This window comes from Nostoc sp., from assembly GCF_036917535.1.
In the GTDB taxonomy this organism is placed as follows: domain Bacteria; phylum Cyanobacteriota; class Cyanobacteriia; order Cyanobacteriales; family Nostocaceae; genus Nostoc.
The window spans coordinates 78737-99142 of sequence record NZ_JBALDA010000035.1 but is presented as its reverse complement, the minus strand read 5'-3'; the positions used below and the strand labels follow the sequence as shown (position 1 = coordinate 99142).

The window sequence follows — 20406 nt, the reverse complement described above, 5'->3', positions numbered from 1 at the left end:
TGCGTAGTCATATATAAAGTTTTGTTAAGGCAAAGAGGCTTTATTTATAGTAGCGATCGCGTGTTGAAAGATTAAGCTACTTTTTGTTGGTTTCTGAGAATTGAATTTTAGTCAGTAGGCTAACCTAATTAAACAAAAAACGTTCAGGAGATAGATCCCCGACTTCTGATGAGAAGTCGGGGATCTGGTTATTATGTTTCTTTATACTCATGTAGTTATCTTTGCCAAAAATTGAGTTCTACTGGGTTTCCGTACTGAAATTGTAAATACGTAGATTTAAATTGTATAAAATTAATATAAACTTTATAAATATAAAAAACTGGGCTATTGTTACCAAAGCCAAGCTGAACGAGCATCTGAAATTGCCAACCACGTGACAAAGCTTCTGGCTAAAATAGGGCTATGTCTGAAACTTTTACTTCTGCAACTGCAACCCGCCCCACCTTCATCCTTGTAGATGGGCACTCGCTGGCTTATCGTTCATATTTTGCTTTCGCCAAAGGGCGAGATGGAGGACTGCGTACTAAAACAGGCATTCCTACCAGTATATGTTTTGGTTTTGTGAAGTCCCTGCTAGAGGTAATGGCAACACAACAGCCCCAAGCAATGGCGATCGCTTTTGATTTGAGTGAGGCAACTTTTCGCCACGAAGCTGACGAGACTTATAAAGCCGATCGCAAAGAAACGCCAGAAGACTTCATTCCCGACTTAGCAAACCTGCATGAGTTGCTGAATGGCTTCAATCTACCAATTTTCACTGCCCTTGGTTTCGAGGCTGATGATGTTTTGGGAACCTTAGCCCAACGAGTAACTGCTGCTGGATATAGAGTGAAGATTCTGACTGGCGATCGCGATTTATTTCAACTGATTGACTCTAAGAAAGAAATCACTGTTCTAAATTTTAGTCCAGATGCTCTAAAGCGCTCTACAAATAGCATCACGGAATTTGAAGCAGAACAAGTCAAAGAAAAAATGGGCGTTTTACCTTCACAAATTGTTGATTTCAAAGCTCTTTGTGGTGATAAATCAGATAATATTCCTGGTGTCAAGGGAATTGGGGAAAAAACAGCGGTGCAACTGTTAAATACCTATGGTTCACTTGAGAATGTTTATGCTGCGTTAGATGAAATTAAAGGCGCAACTCAGAAAAAACTAGCAGAAGGGAAAAAAGATGCCGATAAATCTCGCTATTTGGCAACTATAGTTTTAGATGTTCCTATAGAATTTAATTTAGAAGATTGCAAATTAAAAGGGTTTGATACAAGCGTTTTATCACCAATTTTAGAAAAATTAGAATTTAAGTCTTTTTTAGGTAAGATAAACGACCTACAGCAACGTTTTGGTGGCAAAATTGAAGAAAAACAAGAAGCCCAAATAGACGCAATTAGGCCCAATACTAACTTAGAGTTAAGCGCTGATGAAGATAATGATATGTGGTTTTTCAGTGCTAGCGATACAGCAGCAGTTACACAACAATCTACTTCCCCAATTACACCACGCATCATTAACACCGAAGCAAAATTAACTGAGTTAGTGAAAATTTTGCAAAAATTCACTAATTTAGAAACTCCCGTTGCTTGGGACACTGAAACCACCGATTTAGAACCAAGAGATGCTGAGATAGTAGGAATTGGTTGCTGCTGGGGAACGAAACCAGATGACGTAGCCTATATTCCTCTAGCGCACAAAACTGGCGAAAATTTGCATAAAGATTTGGTGCTAGAAACACTACGTCCAATTCTTGAAAGTGCCGATTATCCCAAAGCTTTACAGAATGCCAAATTTGACCGCTTAGTTTTTAGATGTCAAGGAGTTAATTTGACGGGAGTGGTGTTTGATCCCATGCTGGCAAGTTACATTCTAAATCCAGATTCTAGCCATAATTTGATGGATTTAGCGCAGCGATATTTGGGATTGATAGCAAAAAGTTACTTAGATTTAGTTCCTAAAGGCAAAACCATTGCTGATATAGATATTCCCGCCGTCGCAGATTACTGCGGTATGGATGCTTATTCTACCTTTAATTTAGTGGCAAAATTGCGTGAGGAACTGGATAAAATTCCAGCTTTATCTAAGCTATTAGTGGAAGTTGAACAGCCGCTAGAAGCAGTTTTAGCTCAAATGGAATATACAGGTGTTCGGATTAATTCAGCTTATTTACAAGAACTTTCGCAGCATTTAGAAACTGAGTTAGCCAGATTAAAAGAGGAAGCAACTGAAATAGCTGGGGAAATTTTTAACTTGGGTTCTCCTAAACAATTGAGCCAAATTATATTTGAAAAATTGGGGTTAAGCACCAGACATTCTCGTAAAATTCAAACGGGCTACTCTACAGATGCAGCAACACTAGAAAGACTTCAAGAAGATGATAACACTGGATTTGTTAAAGCGATCATTGAGTATCGCACCCTATCTAAATTAAAGTCTACTTATGTTGATGCATTACCTGCATTAGTGCGTCCAGATACCCAGCGAGTGCATACTGATTTTAATCAAGCAGCAACATCAACTGGTAGGTTATCTTCTTCTAATCCGAATTTGCAAAATATCCCCATTCGTACGGCTTTTAGTCGCCAAATTCGGAAGGCATTTTTGCCCGAACCTGGCTGGTTAATGGTGGCTGCTGATTACTCACAAATTGAATTACGGATTTTGGCTCATTTGAGTCAAGAGCCGATATTAGTGCAAGCATATCAGCAAAATGAAGATGTTCACACTGTTACTGCACGGTTAGTCTTTGAAAAAGAAAATATCACATCAGAAGAACGAGGAATGGCAAAAACTATCAATTTTGGTGTGATTTATGGAATGGGTTCTCTAAGATTCTCACGCTCAACTGGGATAGATAAGACTGTTGCCAATGAGTTCATTAAGCGGTTTAATGAACGATATCCAAAAATATTTGCATATTTGGAGCGAGTAAAAAAAGAAGCGATCGCTCTTGGTTATGTAGAAACTATTTTCGGTCGACGTCGTTACTTTAACTTTACTAATAACAGTTTACGCAAATTAAAAGGCAGTAATCCTGAAGATATAGAACTGAGTAAATTGAAGAATTTGGGTGCTTTGGATGCAGGTTTATTACGCTCTGCGGCTAATGCACCAATTCAAGGTTCCAACGCTGATATTATCAAAATTGCAATGGTGAGATTGCATGAGGTTTTGAAGAACTATCAGGCGCGTTTATTGTTGCAAGTTCACGATGAATTAGTGTTTGAAATTCCCCCTCATGAGTGGGAAGAATTACAACTACAAATTAAGTCAATGATGGAAAATGCAGTTCAGTTGAGTGTGCCGTTATTGGTAGAGGCGCGTGTTGGTGAAAATTGGATGGAGACCAAATAAGTTTAATTGGGTATTGGAAGAACTACATTACTAATTTGTAATTCGTAATTCGTAATTAAACCGATAACGTCGTTAGTAATTACGAATTATAAATACTAATATTTTACTATTATTAATTATACAAGGAATTTTAATATGTACCGTCGTTGGTTTTTACCTGCTTTAGCAATTTTGTTGAGTATAGTTTTAGTTGCTTGCAACACTGCAAATACTCAACAATTACAAACAAAAGTGGAAAATACCACTGGAGCGACTAACACGAACTCTCGGCAATTACCAAAAGGATCGGCAAAAAGAGTGGTTGCTCTTTCTTCTCTATCAGCTGATATTATCTCTCGACTCGATCAAACAAAACTTGTTGGAATCACTGGTAGTAGATTATTTAAGAATGACTCAAGATTCAAGGATATTCCCCGCGTTAGCGAAGGTCAAAATCCGCCAAATTTAGAAAAAGTGGTAGCACTCAAACCAGATTTAGTTATTGGTGCGGAAGGTTTTTCTAACATTCCAATTCAAAAACTTCAGCAGCTAGGAATTTCGACTTTGCTTACTAAGGTGAATAGTTGGGAATCTTTAGAAGAACTTACGAAAACACTGGCTCAGTCAATTAATGCCGATCCTCAGCTTTTATTAAATCGTTATAAAACTTTCTTGCTAGATAAGTCAACTCAGAGTCCGTCTATTTTAGCGCTGGTTAGTCGTCAACCAATTTTAGCGCCGAATAAAAATAGTTGGGCAGGGGATTTGCTGGCGAAATTCCAAGCGAAAAATATAGCAGCAGATTTACAAGGAAAAAATCCAATTGCTGGCTATGTGACGCTTTCGCCTGAGAAAGTTTTAGAAGCCAATCCAGAGGTAATAATTTTAGTTAATCCTCCACAAGGAAATTCGGAAGTGGCACTTTTAGATTCGTTGAAAAAGGAAGCTTTTTGGCAACAACTGCAAGCAACTAAAAATAACCGAGTCTATGTGTTTGATTATTTTGGTCTGGTGAATCCAGGTAGTATAGATGCAATTGAAAAGGCTTGTCAGCAGCTTAAGCAAGCATTGTTTGCACCACAGAGTTAGCTCAATAATGGGAGCATGATTAAATAAGTAAATTCTTATTTAAACTTACTCATAGTTAACCAAGAAGAGTAATACCAATTCAAAATTCAAAATGACGCTCTCTACGAGACGCTAAAAGCGTAGCTTGCAACTCTTACAGAGTATGCGGACTCGCTCTAAGCGTTTGCGTAGCGTCTCTAAGAGTTGCCATGCCGTTGGCGTTCGCTGTCTTCGTCTCCCAAAGAGAAGAGAAGGCTTTGCGCTGCGCTAACAAAATTCACGCATTAATACCAATTCTTTATGAAGCTGCGCTAAATAAGGCTTCAAGAATAAAGTCGTAAGAAGTGAGAGAGGCAATCATCGAAGGTGTAATTTCTTTGAGTACATCAGTTAACTTGTGCTGTAGTTGTGTGAGAGTTTTACAATTTTCCCATTGGAGTTGAGATTTGAGAAATTCCCAAAACCGCTCAATTGGGTTGAGTTCAGGAGAGTGAGGAGGTTGAAAAATCGGGATAATGTTATCTGGGATATCGAGAGCTTTAGCTTTGTGGAAAGATCCTTGGTCGAACTGTATAACCGCGATATCATCACCAAGGTCAGCAGATAGCAACTCCAAAAAGTGTTGAAAACAATCAGCATTTAGCTTTCTTTTGTCACTCCGGGGAGAGTAAAATCAGAAAGAAGGGCTGAAAGCCAGGAGGGGAGGATGACACAGCCAAGAGACCCCAAACCAAGCATCAAATTTGTGGACGAATATTGTGCAATCTACAGAAACATCTTTCCAGAAGTCAGGAGTTTTGAAAATTTCCGAAATTTACATTTGGAAATGATATCCGAAATAAAAAGAAAATCATTACCAGAAATAGCTCTTGTTGTAGGGTTAGAGAATCAGCAGTTCATAAATCATTTTTTGACAGCATCACCGTGGTCAGTAGAATTTTTAAAGAAGCGAAGATTAGAATTAATACTGCGAGTATTAAAAGAGCGAGCACTAATTATAATAATTGATGAAACAGGAGACAAAAAACAAGGTCGTACTACAGACTATGTAAAACGGCAGTATATTGGGAATTTAGGCAAAATATAAAATGGAATAGTGGTAGTGACAGCCTATGGTGTGATTGAAGATATGACCTTACCATTAACATTTCAAATTTATAAACCACGGGAGAGATTGAAAGCAGGAGATAAATATAAAACAAAACCAGAAATTGCAGCAGAATTAATCAGAGAACTCCAAGGAATGGAGTTTAGGTTTGAATTGGTTTTGGCAGATAGTTTGTATGGGGAAAGTGATGGAAATTTCATTAGTATTTTAAATCAATTAGAACTAAATTTTGTTGTAGCTATACGTAGTAACCACGGAGTTTGGCTCCCAGAAGGGCAAAGCATCAGGTATAATAAATGGCGAAAATTAAACCGTGTTTTCTCGAATGGTAATCAGGAAGTTCGATATATTAGAGAAATTATTTTCGGGAAGCGGCGCAATATTCGTTATTGGCAAATTACAACGGATACAGAAAAGCTACCAGAAAATTCAACATGGTTTTTAATGACGAATGTTCCAGATATTAAGTATTCAGAAGTCGGGAATCTTTATGGTTTACGAACATGGGTAGAATATGGACTAAAACAGAGTAAAAATGAACTCGGATGAGCAGATTTCCGGCTTACTCATTATCCTGACATTCAGAAATGGTGGGAAATAGTTTGTAGTACCTATCTCATGGTCAGCCTTCATTCGAGTGTCTTCCATGAATCCCACAGTTATATTCTCCAACTATTTGCGGAACACCCTTTATGGGATGAAAATTATGGTTGGAAGAATATCTTGAATAATTTACGTCTTATTGTTCAACCTTTTATCCTTTTCAACTTGATTAAACCTTGGCTCAAAGTATTTTCTATTCCGCAACTTCAAAATGGATTTTCTTACCTGATTAGTCTCATGAATACCTTGCACAATCACCTATTTTTATCGCTTTGGTCAGACTTTTTCTCTTTTTCCTCTGCCTAGAGTGACAAAAGAAAGTTATACCAATTCTGTATGAAGATGCGCTAAATCATAAGTACAAAAAAGAAAAACGAATCGGAAAGGACGCATTCGCGTAGCGTCTCGTAGAGAAGAACACAAAGAAAGAAGTTAAAAGGGTTTGGCGCAGCCTCAGAAAGAAATGGTATTAAAAAGGCTTGCCCTAAGAACTGCTTTGTAAAGAAAATCTTAAGCATATCCAATTCATTGCTGGGCAGAACTTTCAAAGAATAAACGCTCTTATGGCTCAAATTCCTGAAACCCCTACGAATCAAAGACTTTACTTTAGTTTACAAATTAGCTCTAATTCTCTGCTTTTTAAGAAGGTTAGGTAGAATCAAGCTTTAATCCAAGTGTATAGAGTTATAAGGTAAATTTACACATTTTGAATGCTTCGATTAATAACGTCTGTTCAAAGTCAAATAAAAATCATTACATGCAGCAATGCAACACCAATATCCAACATCCAAAATCCGAAGCTGACTATGGTGTTGGGAACTTTTTTTACAAGTTTGGCTCCTTTTATATCCAATAATTGTGCTAATTCGGTCGTATTCAATGACTTGACGAGACTCAAACCAAGCGACTTACTAGAAATGCTTTGAGTATAAGCGGCGTTTAAATAGGGTGTGTATTGCGGCCTGCCTGCAATGTATGTTTGGAAGAAAGGTAAACTCAAAACATTCATGTAACGACGCGCTTGAGAAGCATCGCCAATCATATCGGCAGGTAATGCTACTTGTTGATTTGCAGGGTTTGCATTACCAATGGTGGAAAAGTGTGTGCCACCAACAAGCACGACGAGATACTTTTGGGAATTTGCTAACCAGGAAAAAGGTAAAATTTGCTCGGAAAAAGCTGGTGCAACTGTATCATCACTACTGCTGACAATCATCACTGGAGTTTTAATTTGACTTAAGCCAGCTTTGCCGAAAATCGAACTAGTAATGGGATTAACTGCGATCGCAGCTTTCACTCTCTCATCCCGCAGGTTATAATCTTTGCCAGACTTGCTAATGCTCAATTCTAAAGCGCGACACTGAAGCAGTAAAGACATATTCCAGGTATTTTGCAGTGCTGCTGGTTGACAGTCTTGTTTTAGCTGCTCAAAGTTGATTTTAGCGCCTGCTAGGGCCAAGGCTGTGTAGCCTCCCAAAGATTGACCAAATACTCCGACTTGTTGCAGATTTAGGCGACCTTTAAACCGTGAATCAGATTGATTGCCTTTTTCCAATTGATTCAGTATATATGTTACATCCAAAGGTCGGTCTTGAAATTCGCTTGGTTGTGCGACTTCAATGGCGCGTCTATTTAACAGAGAACGCAATTGTTTAGCATCACTACCAGGATGATTGGGAACGACGACGGCAAATCCGTAAGAAGCTAGATGAGTAGCTAAATATTGAAAGTTACTGCTGTCTAAACCCAAGCCATGAGAAATTACAATTATCGGTGCAGCATTCTGGACATTGGGAATATAAACATCAGTTAATAAAAGCCGATTACGGGTTGAGTCGAAAAACTTCAGGATGTATTTTTGCGACTTAAACTTTCCTGGAACATTTAAATCGAGTAATTGCGAAAAATTTGGTTGGGAAATGCTATCAGCTTCTATTTTAGACTTTTGAGAAACGGCTGCGATCGCCCGATGGGTTTGGTTAACAAGTTCCTCTAATTGTGTAGCTATTTCCAAAGTCTCGGCGACATCAAGACGAATGCTGCTGGTGGGATATTTACGCAACACATTTAAAAGTGTCAAGCCTCCCGATTCACCAGAGGCTAAAATTAGCGCCGAACGCAAAGCACCTAATTCTGGTTCTGGTTGACTAGTTTTAATCACTTGCGCCAACCGATGCAGTAAAAATTCTCCTTGCGGTGTGTAGAGAAGTTGCGAAACTATTACCGGACTAACTTTCACACGATTAAGTAAAGTTCGCCGCAATTCTTGAAGCTGTTCTAGAGGCAGATATTGCTGATAGGCTGCTAAGTCTTCGTTAATTACACCTGTTTTGGCGTAATTCTCTAAAGTTGTGACTGAAATGGAAAGCTCCAAAGCTGAATAAGATGCATAAATCCGCTCTGCTGCCAAGACAGAATTACTAATTCCAAATGTTGGCAGCACCATTGAAAGAACCAGCAATAAAGAATTTTTTCTGAGGATGCTGGCCCAATTACCAAACAAACTATTCATCGCTCAACTATTTCGGTGGTCTGGTTTTATCGGGTGTTGGCTTTGGTAGTTATTCGGGCGCCCTGCTTAGTTTACTTAAAGTTATTAGCCTCAATTTTATCAAAACAGAATTTAGGAGTCAGGAGTTATCAATCAGGATGAATTATATATGGTTGCGAATGTAGCTTGCTTAAAATGATGGGTAATGATGGGTTTTAAATTCCTACTAAATCTTAAATTGGGTAGTTTTAAAAAGTAGTGATTCCCAATTCCCTAGTAATGTATTCTGACTCCTGAATTCTTATTTTTGAATTCTTCTTCAAAGAGATTTCGGCTAGAAAGTCAACAATCAAATACTACAAAATCACACAGATGGGTAAAGTATCCAGCTGACTTCAGTAGTTTGCCTTCACTATTAAATCATAACAAATAAAAAATAGTATGCCTCAGTATTTATGTTGTAGCTTTGAATATTGCACAAAATCACTAAATGAAAAAGCCAGTAAAAATCCTGAAAAACATTGCAATTAATCAGCTTTTCCCCAAGGCGATCGCTACTGAACCTGTGACTACTAAACCCGCTCCTAATATTGCTATAAAGGTGAAGTTTTCTGGTAGTGTCCAATCAGGTGCAATAACTGATACAACTGCGACTGATATTAATGTCACAATGGGAGATAAAGCTATTACTGCACTGACTCGTGATGCTTCCCAATGTTGTAATGATTCGGCAAAAGCACCATAAGCGATTAAAGTATTCAAGGCACAAAAAATCAACATTCCTAAATGGAAAGTATCAAGTATAAAAAGTGATTTTAATTTAACTAGAGGAGTGAATAATAAAGCACAGCCTCCATAAACGATCAACATGATGCTGGTGGAAGATAAAGATTGTAATAACTGCTTTTGCGCCAAAGCATAAATAGCCCAAGCCATCGATCCTAGCGCAATTAAAATACTACCTAGTATATATGTGCCATGTGCTGTAATTAAATTCGTTAGTTGTTCGCGAAAAAATAAAAGATAACCACAAATCATTACACTAACGCCAATCCATTGAGACAGCCGATAACGTTCTTTAAAAATTACTAACCCTCCTAAACCTAATAAAAGGGTAGATAATTGAATGAGAACTTCAGCGTTAGCAGGCGATGTTAATGCTAAACCTTGGGTAAACGAAAAGTAATTAATCCCTAAGAATATTGTCGCGATCGCTAATAATTTTCCAGAAGCAGAGCGCAATTGTTCTAATTTTGGTAATTTGCCGCGAATCCCTAAATACACAGCAAGCAGTATAAATGATACCAAAAAGCGAAACCAAATAACGGTATAGACATCAAGTACTTGTAGAGTTACTGCTAGGGCAATAGGTAAAATTCCCCACAATAAGAGCGTTAGTAGCGATAATACTAGCCCTAAGCGCCACCGACCAGAACTTTGATGTAGTAACATTTAAATATCCTACACAAAGTAGGGCTGCTAATAAGTTTTAGATATATATAAGTGATTTTATCAAACTCTTGTTGAGAATAGATATTAGTAGTTTAGTCAATGCAAATTCAATATAAAATAATCAGCTGACGAAACTCAATTGATTATTCGTAGCCCCAAGAGGGAATTTTTTGTTCACATAAAATTTGTAATTTGCGTGTTTATTTTACATGAATATTAAATTTAAAACTTGCTCGTAAATGTATACTTTATCTCGGTGTTACTTTAGAAAACAACTATGGGGATTATACCCATAATCAGCTTAGTAATCTTTATCACTGTATTATCAAGTTACTTATTGCTAACCTCAAGAGGTCGATTTTTGCTCAAATCTTTAGTGACAAAAATAAAGCGGCAAGAGTGGAAATTCAAATATAGCAAGCCTAACTACTTGAGATCGAAATTTTCAAGGACTATAACAATTGCTGCCATTATTCTGGTAGCAGTAATAGCCGGAAATACTGTATCAATAGGGGTTACAGCCCCGTCTTTAATTTCGCTCAAGAGCGTATCGGTTCCAGAACCTGACAATCTTGGGAACTTCGTAAAAGACAAAACAGCTGCAATCAAGTTAGGAAAGACTCTTTTTTGGGATATGCAGGTTGGGAGCGACGGACAGACCTCCTGTGCTAGTTGTCACTTCCATGCTGGAGCCGACAATAGATCCAAAAATCAGATTTCTCCTGGGCTTTTACGGATTAACGCTGATGGTACAGTGAATCCAGATACAGTTTTTAATATAGGTGGTGCGCCAAACTACCAACTTAAACCAGGAGATTTTCCCTTCCACAAGCTGTCTGATCCGAATAATCCTAATACCGTTGTATCTGACCGAAATGATGTCAGTTCCTCTCAGGGTGTCTTCAATAGTAAGTTTGTTAATGTCGTACCTGGTAGCGCAGAAGACGAAGTAAAAACGGAACCAGATCCGGTGTTTAACGTGGGAGGTACAAATGTGCGCCGCGTGCAGCTGCGTAACACGCCAACCGTGATTAATTCAGCATTCAACTTCCGCAACTTTTGGGATGGAAGGGCACAGAACATCTTTAATGGGGTGAATCCCTTCGGTTTAAGAGATCCTAACGCCTCTGTGGTAAAAGCAGAAAGTCCAAATCAGCTCCAATTTGTCAAAATTAGACTGAATAATTCGTCTTTGGCTTCTCAGGCGCTCGGGCCACCATTGAGTTCCTTCGAGTTGTCGGCTGATGGTCGCACTTTTCTAGAAATTGGTGATAAGTTCGGGCGAGTTGACAACAACAAACCTTTCAGCAATCTGCCGCTAATTAATCCTCTGATTGACCCGGCATCGGTATTCCGTTCCGTTGATAAACTTCCTGGTGATTTGCCGCAAATTGGCAACAGTAAATCTTTCAGCACACTGGTGCAAAATGCTCTGTCAATTAGGGGTACAAAGCTGCCTCGAGTCCTGGGGCAAAAGTTATCTCGCCTCAGACCGCTAGGCAAACAGATTGTGCATCCACAAGACAGCGTTTTAGGTGCAAACAGTAGATATCCTCTGCCCGGACTGAAGGATAAAACCTACGACCAGCTGATTAAAGATGCCTTTAAGTCGGAGTGGTGGAATTCTAATCAACTCATCCAAGTTGATGCTGAAGGTAAAAGGACTTTTGTCAACAGTGCTGATAACTCTTCCAAAACTAAAGAGTACACGCAGTTGGAGTATAACTTCTCACTGTTCTTTGGGCTGGCAATTCAGTTGTACGAGTCTACACTCATAGCCAACGATACGCCCTTTGATCGCTTCTTAGAAGGAAACACCACAGCCTTAACTAAGCAGCAGCAACTAGGTCAACAACTGTTCCAGGGCAAGGCTCTGTGTATTGGTTGCCACGTTGGATCGGAATTAACAGCTGCTTCAGTGAGTAGCGTGGCTAAAGACGGACGAATCAAACGTGCGCCAATCGGTGCAAGACCCGCTGAAGACAATGGCTTCTTCAATATCGGCGTTAGACCTGTAACGGACGACCCCGGTTTGGGTGGTAGTGACCCTGTGCAAAATAATCCGCTTTCAGAGGCACGATTGGCTCAGTTAGGGAAATTTCAGCTTCTCCTTGGCGAAAACCCCCCTGTCCTCAATCCACCGTTGAATTCTAGTGAAACTGTGAGTGCAAACGGAGCTTTCAAAGCGCCTGGACTTCGCAATGTCGAACTCACTGCCCCCTACTTCCACAATGGAGGTCAAGCAACTTTAGAGCAAGTGGTTGATTTTTACAATCGAGGTGGTGACTTTGGAGTTCTTCCCCCACTGAATCTATCACCAGAAGAAAAACAGCAATTGGTTGCCTTTTTAAAGGGACTGACTGATGACCGAGTTAGGTATGAGAAAGCGCCTTTTGATCATCCGCAACTTTTTGTGCCCAATGGACATCCAGGTAATGAAAAATTCGTTACCGACGATGGTACAGGCAAAGCTACAGATAGCTTCCTGGAAATTCCTGCTGTTGGTAGATATGGCGGTAGTGCTATACGAAATTTCTTGAAATAACATTTCACGAAATACCTGATACCGATAGATATGTAGGGGCGTACAGCTAGCTGTACGCCCCTATATTTATTAAGGAGTGCTTAGAGGTAGCCCGCCGGAGGCATTGCCAAGTATCGGTTGTATATTGCTAATTTTGGTATTGTCTAGGTAATTATAGACTCTTCTCGAAACTTCACGGACAAAATCTCCAGCTTTGGGATCGTAGTTTAGTCTTTGTACTAAAACACCTGCTAAATAGCTTTTGCCGTTGGGCATTTGAATAATACCCGCATCACCAATGATAAATCTCAATGTACCAGTTTTATGGGCGATGGTAGCTCCTTGACCAATACCTGCTGGTAGTAAACTATTGGTTTTGACATGGCGCATAATGCCTAAAACTTGATTGCGGCTAGTTGGGGATAACAAACGATTATTAGAAACTAACGCCGCTAATCTGACCAAATCTTTGGAACTAGTTGTATTTGTGCCAGCGATGTCTGGAAGTAGATTCCGAAGTGCTGTATTTTGCAATCCCCAGCTGCGAAAACGTTGACTAACTTTTGCTGCACCACCCAAGCGATCAAGAATCAGATTTGTGGCGGTATTATCGCTGATTGTCATCATCAAGGTAGCAGTTTCTAAGACGCTAAATTTAGTACCAATGGGTTTATATTGCATAATTCCAGATTCGCCAACCTTTAAATCGCGCCGCATCACTAATTTATCGGTGAGTTTAATTCTACCTGCATCTATTTCTTGGAAAAGAGCCACTAATAAGGGAAATTTGATTGTACTGGCAGCAGCAAATCTTTTTTCGCCATTAATATCTATATAATTACCTGTAGATAAATCTAAGAAAAATATTCCTGGATCCAATGTTTTATAACTTGCTAACAAACTGCGAATTTGAGAAGTGATACCAACCATCTCTTGACCAAGATTCACAACTCCAGCAAATGTCGATGCATCTGTGGATTTGATAGCAATATCTTCTCTGTTTTCTCCAACAATGGGATTAGTTTGGCGGTTAAATGAATTGAATTTAAAAATCCAATGCGAATAAGAATCTCCTTTTATTGATATATTTTGGGAAGTAACATCATAACCAGGAGCTAACTCGACGACAAAACGAGTGGTTTGAGAGTCTGGTTTACCGAGGCGAATTTCTTTTATCGCCTTACCAAAACTTTGTTTGACAGTCTCGGAATCAAAATTAGTTCCAGGTAAGTCAATCACTAATCGATTCGGATTATTTAATAAAAAGGCTTTTGGTTCTATTCCCGAAGTGGTAGTTAAGTCTAATTGGTTTTGGCTAGAATCATAGTACCAAGACTGTAATTGTGAGGCTTTAGCTTGTCCAGCAACTAAAAGCAAACTACTTAAACCAATCGCCAGTAGATGTGATTTCATTTTGTGAATGTGGGTGTGCAAGTAAGGAGGAACTAATCAGGTTTACTTAGATTGTTTTCTGATGACTGTGCTCAACTTCCGGAGGAAAAGTCATAAATCCCGTTGAGTTATTTTTACCAGATGATATTTGGGATTAGATAAGCACGATAAATCATCATTACTTATTAAAAGTAAATCGCTGACAGTTTTATTTGTGGTGTGAGTTGACAACAACAGAAATTGTTAATCTAGCGGAAGGACGAGCGAAGGATTAATTATGTTTCCAACTTATGTTTTGTAGAGAGAGAAAGTAAAACTTATTCACTAAAACCCTAATACATATAGATTTCGCGTAGGGAACATTGCCTATTGGTGTCAACTTAACGTAAAACTCTTGTCAAGACGTGAGATTGAGTTCATTCACTTACGGTTACTCACTGAGTCACCCCATCCTAACCCTCCCCTTTGAAACTATCCATTACCCGGATCTTTCTCAACATTTGCGAGAGTATTCACTCACGTTTTTTATAATAAAAACTTACTTTTAGCGAGAAGATTAAGAGGTAACTTGTCAAATATGCCTTACACCGAGCGTGTTTAAGATGCCTATGCCTACAAAACAAGCGTTTTAAGATTGTAAAGAAAGATATGACTAATGGATAGCCGTATGTGTTGGGGAGGTAACTAGATTTCCGGCTTCCACCCTTTGCAAGAGGGTTTTGAAGGGGGGTAATTTGACTGTGTGTACACCGTACACCGTAGTCTAAAAGGAGAGAGGCTTTGAGGCTTACTCCCCTTCCCTCTCTTCTCTACGAGAGGCTGCACCAACGAGACGCTGTGCGAACCCAGGGAAAGGGCTGGGGGTTAGGTCTGTATTTCACGCAATTGAGAACCGCTATATTTGTTATTTCGGCGAACGCATTTGTTATTTCGGCGAACTCATTTGTTACTTTGGCGAACGCATTTGTTATTTTGGCGAACGCATTTGTTATTTTGGCGTACGCATTTGTTATTTTGGCGTACGCATTTGTTATTTTGGCGTACGCATTTGTTATTTCGGCGTACGCATTTGTTATTTCGGCGTACGCATTTGTTATTTTGGCGAACACATTTGTTATTTTGGCGAACGCATTTGTTATTTTGGCGAACGCATTTGTTATTTTGGCGAACGCATTTGTTATTTCGGCGTACGCATTTGTTATTTTGGCGAACGCATTTGTTATTTTGGCGTACGCATTTGTTATTTTGGCGTACGCATTTGTTATTTCGGCGTCTCCATAACACACCCTACGAAACAACTAGAAGAGTTAAAACTAATGCTGGTCATACTTGTGTGTACACCGTAGCCTTAAAAAGGGGGGTTAGGGGGGATCTAAATCTAGGTGGTACATCGAAAAATTTTCACTCTTCTTATTCAGACTAGGCTTTCACGTTAAGTTGACACCTATGGGCTGTGCCGTGCCCCTACGGGTGTACCTCACGCAAACAAGAACTATGAGTCGCCAACCGAGAAATTTTCAACCAGGATTCTCTTACCACGTTACTACTCGCTGCAACAACCGCGAGTTTAATCTGGCGCAGCGAGAATGTCGGGAGGTCTTTTTGTATGCTATCAAAAAAGCTTTGGACAAATATGGTTTTAAGCTTTATGCTCTGTGCATTCTGTCAAATCACGTACACTCATTGTAAAATCATGCATTTCTTGAATTGGTACACAGCGATGTGTTTTAACAGAATGTTAAATCGTACTGGACATTTCTGGGAGAAGCGATATTACTGTGATGGGTTTCCTCCCACAGATACGCAGCGAGCATTAAATACTTTACGCTACATTCATGGCAACCCCAAGGCTGCACAAATGCGGCAGAGTTTTTTTTACGATTTCAGCAATTATGGTAGTTACGACGGGTTGACTAATGATGGCTTAACTCTGTGGCATCCAGCTTTTTTACAATTGGGCAAAACATTAGATGAATGTGCCAAAAAGTATCGCGGGTTTTGCCAAAGGTATAAACCGAAATTAAAAATAGCCAGCAAGTCCTACTGGGGTAGTAAGCTGCTAGCTGGTCATCAGGTTCATAAGGGCAAGGGCAAGGGCAAATGTTCACCTGGTCAACTAGCATTGCCAATTGGGCAATTGGGCATAGGGGGCAATAGGGGGCAGTGCCAGGTAACGGAAAGCCCCGAACTAGCAGAAGTGGTACAGAAATTCGTCCAAGCAAATCGAGGTTGTAGGTTTGATTTGCGGGTGTGAGGTATTATAAGGATATTGTAATTAGGTATTTCTAAAATGGCTGAAACTGTCTGTCTTCAGCAAACAAAGTGTAGTTACACGTAATCCAGCAGTTATTCAGCAGCTATTGACTGCATACGTAATCTATCAAAAATCAACAGGAGAAATCAAGGGTTTATACAAAACATCCAACGAAGCGTACGAACATGAATATTACGGGATAAATACGGATGAGTTGTGAGCTAAAAGTTATTGAAACAAAAACAAACCTCACTCCAAGTGCTGACTTTAATCCCTCTGGCTGGTTTTACTACGCAAAACCGTCCAAACCAACTAAGAGAGGGACAGACTTTAACTTTAGTTCAACGCAGAGAAAGGTTTGTTGACAGATCACGTTAAAAGAAATCAGCCATCCAAGGAGAGGTAGCTGCAAATATTTGCGTAGCTGCTGAAATAGCTGTTTCTGTCCCATGCAGTTTTCCAGCTATTTGCAAATGGTAGGGAGCGAACAAACTTGTATATAGTGGTGCTAGTTCTCGGACATCTAGCTGCAACTCACCCTTTCCACCTTTTGTAACTTCACCGCGTCCATTGGCAACAGAAAGAATGAATTTACCATTGTTTGCATCTAGCAAATTATCTTGAATATCTAAGTGCAGTTCAGTTTCAATTCCCGATGGATAACCCCGCATCTCCAGCGCTTTGACTACATCCACTACCCGCAGCAGCCAACGCATCGTATGCTTGAGTTTGGCTGTTTGCTCTGGTAGCAGCAATGTCAAGGAATCAATTGCAGAACTCCTCCATCGCACCTGTTCGATTTGGGAGCGATGACTGGCAAGAAAAGACCAGAATGTTTGTGCAGCCGCAACTGTGAGAATTACCCAATCCTTTACCCGCAAGATTGCGCCATCCTCTTTTGAATGTTGACTGAAGAGGATGTAGCCTTCGGGTTTCTCTTTTGTACCGATAAAATATGCGTAAAATGTTTCTTTCTCATCTGGCTGGATTAAGCGCTCCCAGATTGCTCGATGTCGGTCTAAATATCCATGCGTTAGTCTCGCCTGCTGCTGATATAGTTCGTGAAAGACTTGATGATTGATGCTCATTATTGGTTGTAAAGGTAGGGGTTGGCCCCGTACTTGGATACTTTTAGTTGGAACTTCCCAATTACACCAGCTACCGCCCTGCTCATATCCGACTTTTCGATACAAGTCTTGAATTGATGGATAAAGAGCAGAGAGCGGTATACCTCTAGCATAAAGTTCCTTGAGCGTCTGCTGCATGAGAGCGATCGCTGCTCCCGAACCACGGTATTCTGGAGCAATACCCACAGAGGCAATTCCTGTCATTGGTACACGCACACCACCCCACCACTGACCCATATCCAGTGTTGCCAATCCACCAATTAATTGCCCAAATCCCCGAATAATACGGAAATTTTTGACGCCAATGAGATTAATATAAGCTTCCTCGCTACCACTTGCGGTGATGAAACACTGCTCAAGGATATATATTAGCTGCTGAATATCCTTTGGATCGGCAAGAGTACTGTATTCAAATTGAGCCGTCATCTCTTATACCATTAGTAGGACAAAAACACAATCATACTACAGCAGACGTTGCCCCAATGCTTGAGCAATTTCATCGCCATAAAGCCCCGGAATCAGCCTCAATTATACTACTGCACGTTTGGTTTTAAATGTTAGAATACTTGTATCGCATGCATGCTCGATTAAAGGTTATTGATGTAAGTAATTAGTCTTTCAAAACGCGATAAATCTGCGACAAATCGCATCTCTACATTTGGGTTTTGTTGCTGATTCTGAACTGTATTTACTTAAATCGTTTCTTTGTGAGGCTGCATATATTTACCCTCGGCTACGCCTTGCTCCCAAAGCATCTTCATGGAGAACTGAAATTATACTTGTAAAAGTTTTTCATGAGTTACTTTAGGACTGTTTATTCTATTTTTAAGGCGAGTTGCTCTTAACAAACTACTTACAAAAAATATGTCAATAAGTTGGATTTACCTTATATTAGCAATCCTTTTTGAGGTTTCAGGTACAACTTGCATGAAATTATCACAGGGATTTACTAAAATAGTTCCTTCAGTATTAATATTTGTCTTCTATGGACTTTGTTTTACTTTTTTGACCTTTGCCCTCAAAAGACTTGAAGTGAGTGTCGTCTATTCTATCTGGGCTGGATTAGGAACTATTCTAATTGCTCTTGTTGGTATTATTTGGTTTCAGGAATCTGCTACATTAATCAAACTTGTGTCGATCGCCTTAATCATCATCGGCATAATTGGCATCAACGCAAGTCAATGAAGGAGGCAGAGGCTAGTAAGTCAAAAGCTAAAAATAAAAAGTAAAAAGAAAAGAATTAAGACTTCATCAGTTTTCTTTTGCCCTTTAACTTTTGACTTTTAACTTCATCTTGGGGGTAGGGGAGAGGGTTTGCAGATTTTACACAGCTTAGTATTCGCTGCTTTAGCTAAACATTACTTAGGTAGCGGTGAACGAATTGAATGGCGATCGAACCTTCTCCCACACCGGATGCCACTCGCTTAATTGAGCCATAGCGGACATCTCCGGCTGCGAAGATTCCGGGAATGTTGGTTTCTAATAAGAAAGGAGAGCGTTCCAAAGGCCAACCACGAGGAGATTTGCCATTATACATCAAGTCTGGCCCTGTGATGATAAACCCCTGAGCATCGCGTTGAATAACGCCATCGAGCCAATCAGTTTTGGGGCTAGCACCGATAAAAATAAACAGCGATCGCGCCGACACGGTTTGGGTTTGTCCAGTGTTGGCATGATTAATCACAATTGCTTCTAAATATTCTTCTCCCTTGACTTCCACGACGCTGCAACCTGTGCAAACTTGGATATTTTCTGTAGCAGCAATTTGGTCAATCAAGTATTGGGACATACTTGATGCTAGTGATTCTCCCCGCACCAACATAATCACTTTGCTGGCATACTTAGAAAAGTGCATTGCTGCTTGTCCAGCAGAGTTTGCCCCGCCTACCAAGTAAACCTCTTCGTTGGTGCAGGCGATCGCCTCGGTCATGGCAGCACCGTAATAAATTCCTGCTCCTGTGAGCCTCTCTGCTCCTGGAACCTTTAGCCAACGGTAGGAAACGCCGGTTGCAACTAAAAATGCATGGCAACTAATCTCGCTACCATCTGCTAATTGCAGAATCCGATAAGGATCTTCTAGTCGAACCCCAGTTACGACTTGAGGAGTGAGAATTTCTACTCCAAATCGCCGCGCTTGGGTGACTCCCCGCCTTGCCAAATCACTGCCACTCAAGCCAACAGGAAATCCCAAATAGTTCTCAATCCGCGAACTCGTACCGGCTTGTCCTCCTGGCGCTTCACGCTCAATTAAGACAGTACTCAATCCCTCAGAAGCACCATAGACGGCGGCTGCCAGTCCGGCAGGGCCAGCACCCACGATCGCCAAGTCATAGAAGGGCCGCTCTGCCTGAGTTTGCAGTCCAATTTTGGCGGCAATCTCTAAATTAGATGGTTGAATTAACTGGGAACCATCAGGAAACAGCACCAATGGCAATTGTTGTCTGCCATCAGCTTGTGAGTATTCCACTAATTTTGCGGCATCCGGTTCCAGTTCAATATCTAACCATTTGTATGGAATCTGGTTACGTGCTAGAAAGTCTTTCACCTGATGTGAAAAAGGCGACCAGCGATTACCAATGACTCGAATGCCTTCAAAGCGTGGGCGGAATCCAGCTAGCCAGTCATCTAGCAAATCATTTAAAACCGGATATAGTCTCTCTTCTGGTGGATTCCAAGGCTTGAGTAAGTAATAATCAAGTCTGGCACTATTAATCGATTTAATTGCAGCATCTGTATCTGCATAAGCTGTCAACAAAGCACGTTTCGCATCGGGAAAGATGCCTTTTGCCTGTTCTAGAAACTCTACGCCTCCCATTTGGGGCATACGTTGATCCACTAGAAATAAAGCAATTGCTTCATTCCGCAATTTCAGTTGCTGCACCACATCCAAAGCCGTAATACCTGAATCTGCCCGGACAATGCGGAAGCGATCGCCATACTGATGACGCAAGTCTCGTGACACCGCTTGCAACACTTCTGGATCGTCATCGACGGTTAAAATTGCTGGTTTCGCCATAACTACTGTTACTTAACAATTGCAGTGTCTAGCCGTTGTCTTCAAAA

The 20406-nt window shown here is 40.2% G+C and carries 11 protein-coding genes and 2 pseudogenes; 7 read left to right on the top strand and 6 right to left on the bottom strand.

Features of this window, described 5'->3' with window-relative positions; genetic code table 11:
• The first annotated feature begins 402 nt into the window (after positions 1–402).
• Together polA and V7K56_RS11660 are read left to right on the top strand one after the other, a co-directional pair.
• Complete coding sequence (polA, locus tag V7K56_RS11665; protein WP_334910546.1) at positions 403–3345, top strand: DNA polymerase I; 2943 nt, start codon at positions 403–405, stop codon at positions 3343–3345.
• A gap of 135 nt (positions 3346–3480) precedes the next feature.
• Positions 3481–4413, top strand: a complete 933-nt coding sequence (locus V7K56_RS11660) for an ABC transporter substrate-binding protein (RefSeq protein ID WP_334910544.1) — start codon at positions 3481–3483, stop codon at positions 4411–4413.
• Between the two features lie 277 nt (positions 4414–4690).
• Here V7K56_RS11660 and V7K56_RS11655 read toward each other — a convergent pair.
• A pseudogene (locus tag V7K56_RS11655) lies at positions 4691–5026 on the bottom strand (transposase); the annotation flags it as partial.
• A 72-nt stretch (positions 5027–5098) separates the two neighbouring features.
• Here V7K56_RS11655 and V7K56_RS11650 point away from each other — a divergent pair.
• A pseudogene (locus tag V7K56_RS11650) lies at positions 5099–6409 on the top strand (IS701 family transposase).
• Between the two features lie 433 nt (positions 6410–6842).
• Here the strand turns inward: V7K56_RS11650 and V7K56_RS11645 are convergent.
• On the bottom strand, positions 6843–8615 hold the full coding sequence (locus V7K56_RS11645) for an alpha/beta hydrolase (RefSeq protein ID WP_334910542.1): 1773 nt from the start codon (positions 8613–8615) through the stop codon (positions 6843–6845).
• Between the two features lie 510 nt (positions 8616–9125).
• Positions 9126–10046: a DMT family transporter gene (locus V7K56_RS11640; protein WP_334910540.1), complete on the bottom strand. Its 921-nt coding sequence runs from the start codon at positions 10044–10046 to the stop codon at positions 9126–9128.
• Positions 10047–10323: 277 nt separating this feature from the next.
• On the opposite strand from V7K56_RS11640, the gene V7K56_RS11635 reads away from it, so the two are divergent.
• Positions 10324–12591: a cytochrome-c peroxidase gene (locus V7K56_RS11635; protein WP_334910538.1), complete on the top strand. Its 2268-nt coding sequence runs from the start codon at positions 10324–10326 to the stop codon at positions 12589–12591.
• 69 nt (positions 12592–12660) lie between these two features.
• Here the strand turns inward: V7K56_RS11635 and V7K56_RS11630 are convergent, their stop codons facing one another.
• A complete protein-coding gene (locus V7K56_RS11630) occupies positions 12661–13983 on the bottom strand; it encodes a serine hydrolase (protein WP_334910536.1) in 1323 nt (440 codons plus the stop codon).
• A 1425-nt stretch (positions 13984–15408) separates the two neighbouring features.
• On the opposite strand from V7K56_RS11630, the gene V7K56_RS11625 reads away from it, so the two are divergent.
• Both V7K56_RS11625 and V7K56_RS11620 read left to right on the top strand, forming a co-directional pair.
• Entirely contained in the window at positions 15409–15651 is a 243-nt protein-coding gene (locus tag V7K56_RS11625; protein WP_334910534.1) for a transposase, read from the top strand.
• Between the two features lie 46 nt (positions 15652–15697).
• Positions 15698–16216, top strand: coding sequence for a transposase (locus tag V7K56_RS11620; RefSeq protein WP_334910532.1), 519 nt, complete (start codon positions 15698–15700; stop codon positions 16214–16216).
• Positions 16217–16590: 374 nt separating this feature from the next.
• Here V7K56_RS11620 and V7K56_RS11615 read toward each other — a convergent pair whose 3' ends face one another.
• Positions 16591–17769 carry a GNAT family N-acetyltransferase gene (locus V7K56_RS11615; protein ID WP_334910530.1) on the bottom strand — a complete coding sequence of 393 codons (1179 nt, stop codon included), beginning with the start codon at positions 17767–17769 and terminating at the stop codon, positions 16591–16593.
• Positions 17770–18207: 438 nt separating this feature from the next.
• Between V7K56_RS11615 and V7K56_RS11610 the strand changes: the two genes are divergently transcribed.
• Complete coding sequence (locus tag V7K56_RS11610; protein ID WP_334910528.1) at positions 18208–18528, top strand: DMT family transporter; 321 nt, start codon at positions 18208–18210, stop codon at positions 18526–18528.
• Between the two features lie 166 nt (positions 18529–18694).
• On the opposite strand, the gene V7K56_RS11605 is transcribed toward V7K56_RS11610, so the two are convergent.
• Positions 18695–20359: an FAD-dependent oxidoreductase gene (locus V7K56_RS11605; protein WP_334910526.1), complete on the bottom strand. Its 1665-nt coding sequence runs from the start codon at positions 20357–20359 to the stop codon at positions 18695–18697.
• Positions 20360–20406: the final 47 nt, after the last annotated feature.

What these genes read in the sequence shown, in the direction of transcription:
- V7K56_RS11635 (WP_334910538.1), top strand. Translation starts at nt 10,324, where the DNA reads ATGGGGATTATACCCATAATCAGCTTAGTAATCTTTATCACTGTATTA.
- V7K56_RS11620 (WP_334910532.1), top strand. Translation starts at nt 15,698, where the DNA reads ATGTTAAATCGTACTGGACATTTCTGGGAGAAGCGATATTACTGTGAT.
- V7K56_RS11615 (WP_334910530.1), bottom strand. Translation starts at nt 17,769, where the DNA reads ATGACGGCTCAATTTGAATACAGTACTCTTGCCGATCCAAAGGATATT.
- V7K56_RS11625 (WP_334910534.1), top strand. Translation starts at nt 15,409, where the DNA reads ATGGGCTGTGCCGTGCCCCTACGGGTGTACCTCACGCAAACAAGAACT.
- V7K56_RS11660 (WP_334910544.1), top strand. Translation starts at nt 3,481, where the DNA reads ATGTACCGTCGTTGGTTTTTACCTGCTTTAGCAATTTTGTTGAGTATA.
- polA (WP_334910546.1), top strand. Translation starts at nt 403, where the DNA reads ATGTCTGAAACTTTTACTTCTGCAACTGCAACCCGCCCCACCTTCATC.
- V7K56_RS11640 (WP_334910540.1), bottom strand. Translation starts at nt 10,046, where the DNA reads ATGTTACTACATCAAAGTTCTGGTCGGTGGCGCTTAGGGCTAGTATTA.
- V7K56_RS11630 (WP_334910536.1), bottom strand. Translation starts at nt 13,983, where the DNA reads ATGAAATCACATCTACTGGCGATTGGTTTAAGTAGTTTGCTTTTAGTT.
- V7K56_RS11645 (WP_334910542.1), bottom strand. Translation starts at nt 8,615, where the DNA reads ATGAATAGTTTGTTTGGTAATTGGGCCAGCATCCTCAGAAAAAATTCT.
- V7K56_RS11610 (WP_334910528.1), top strand. Translation starts at nt 18,208, where the DNA reads ATGTCAATAAGTTGGATTTACCTTATATTAGCAATCCTTTTTGAGGTT.
- V7K56_RS11605 (WP_334910526.1), bottom strand. Translation starts at nt 20,359, where the DNA reads ATGGCGAAACCAGCAATTTTAACCGTCGATGACGATCCAGAAGTGTTG.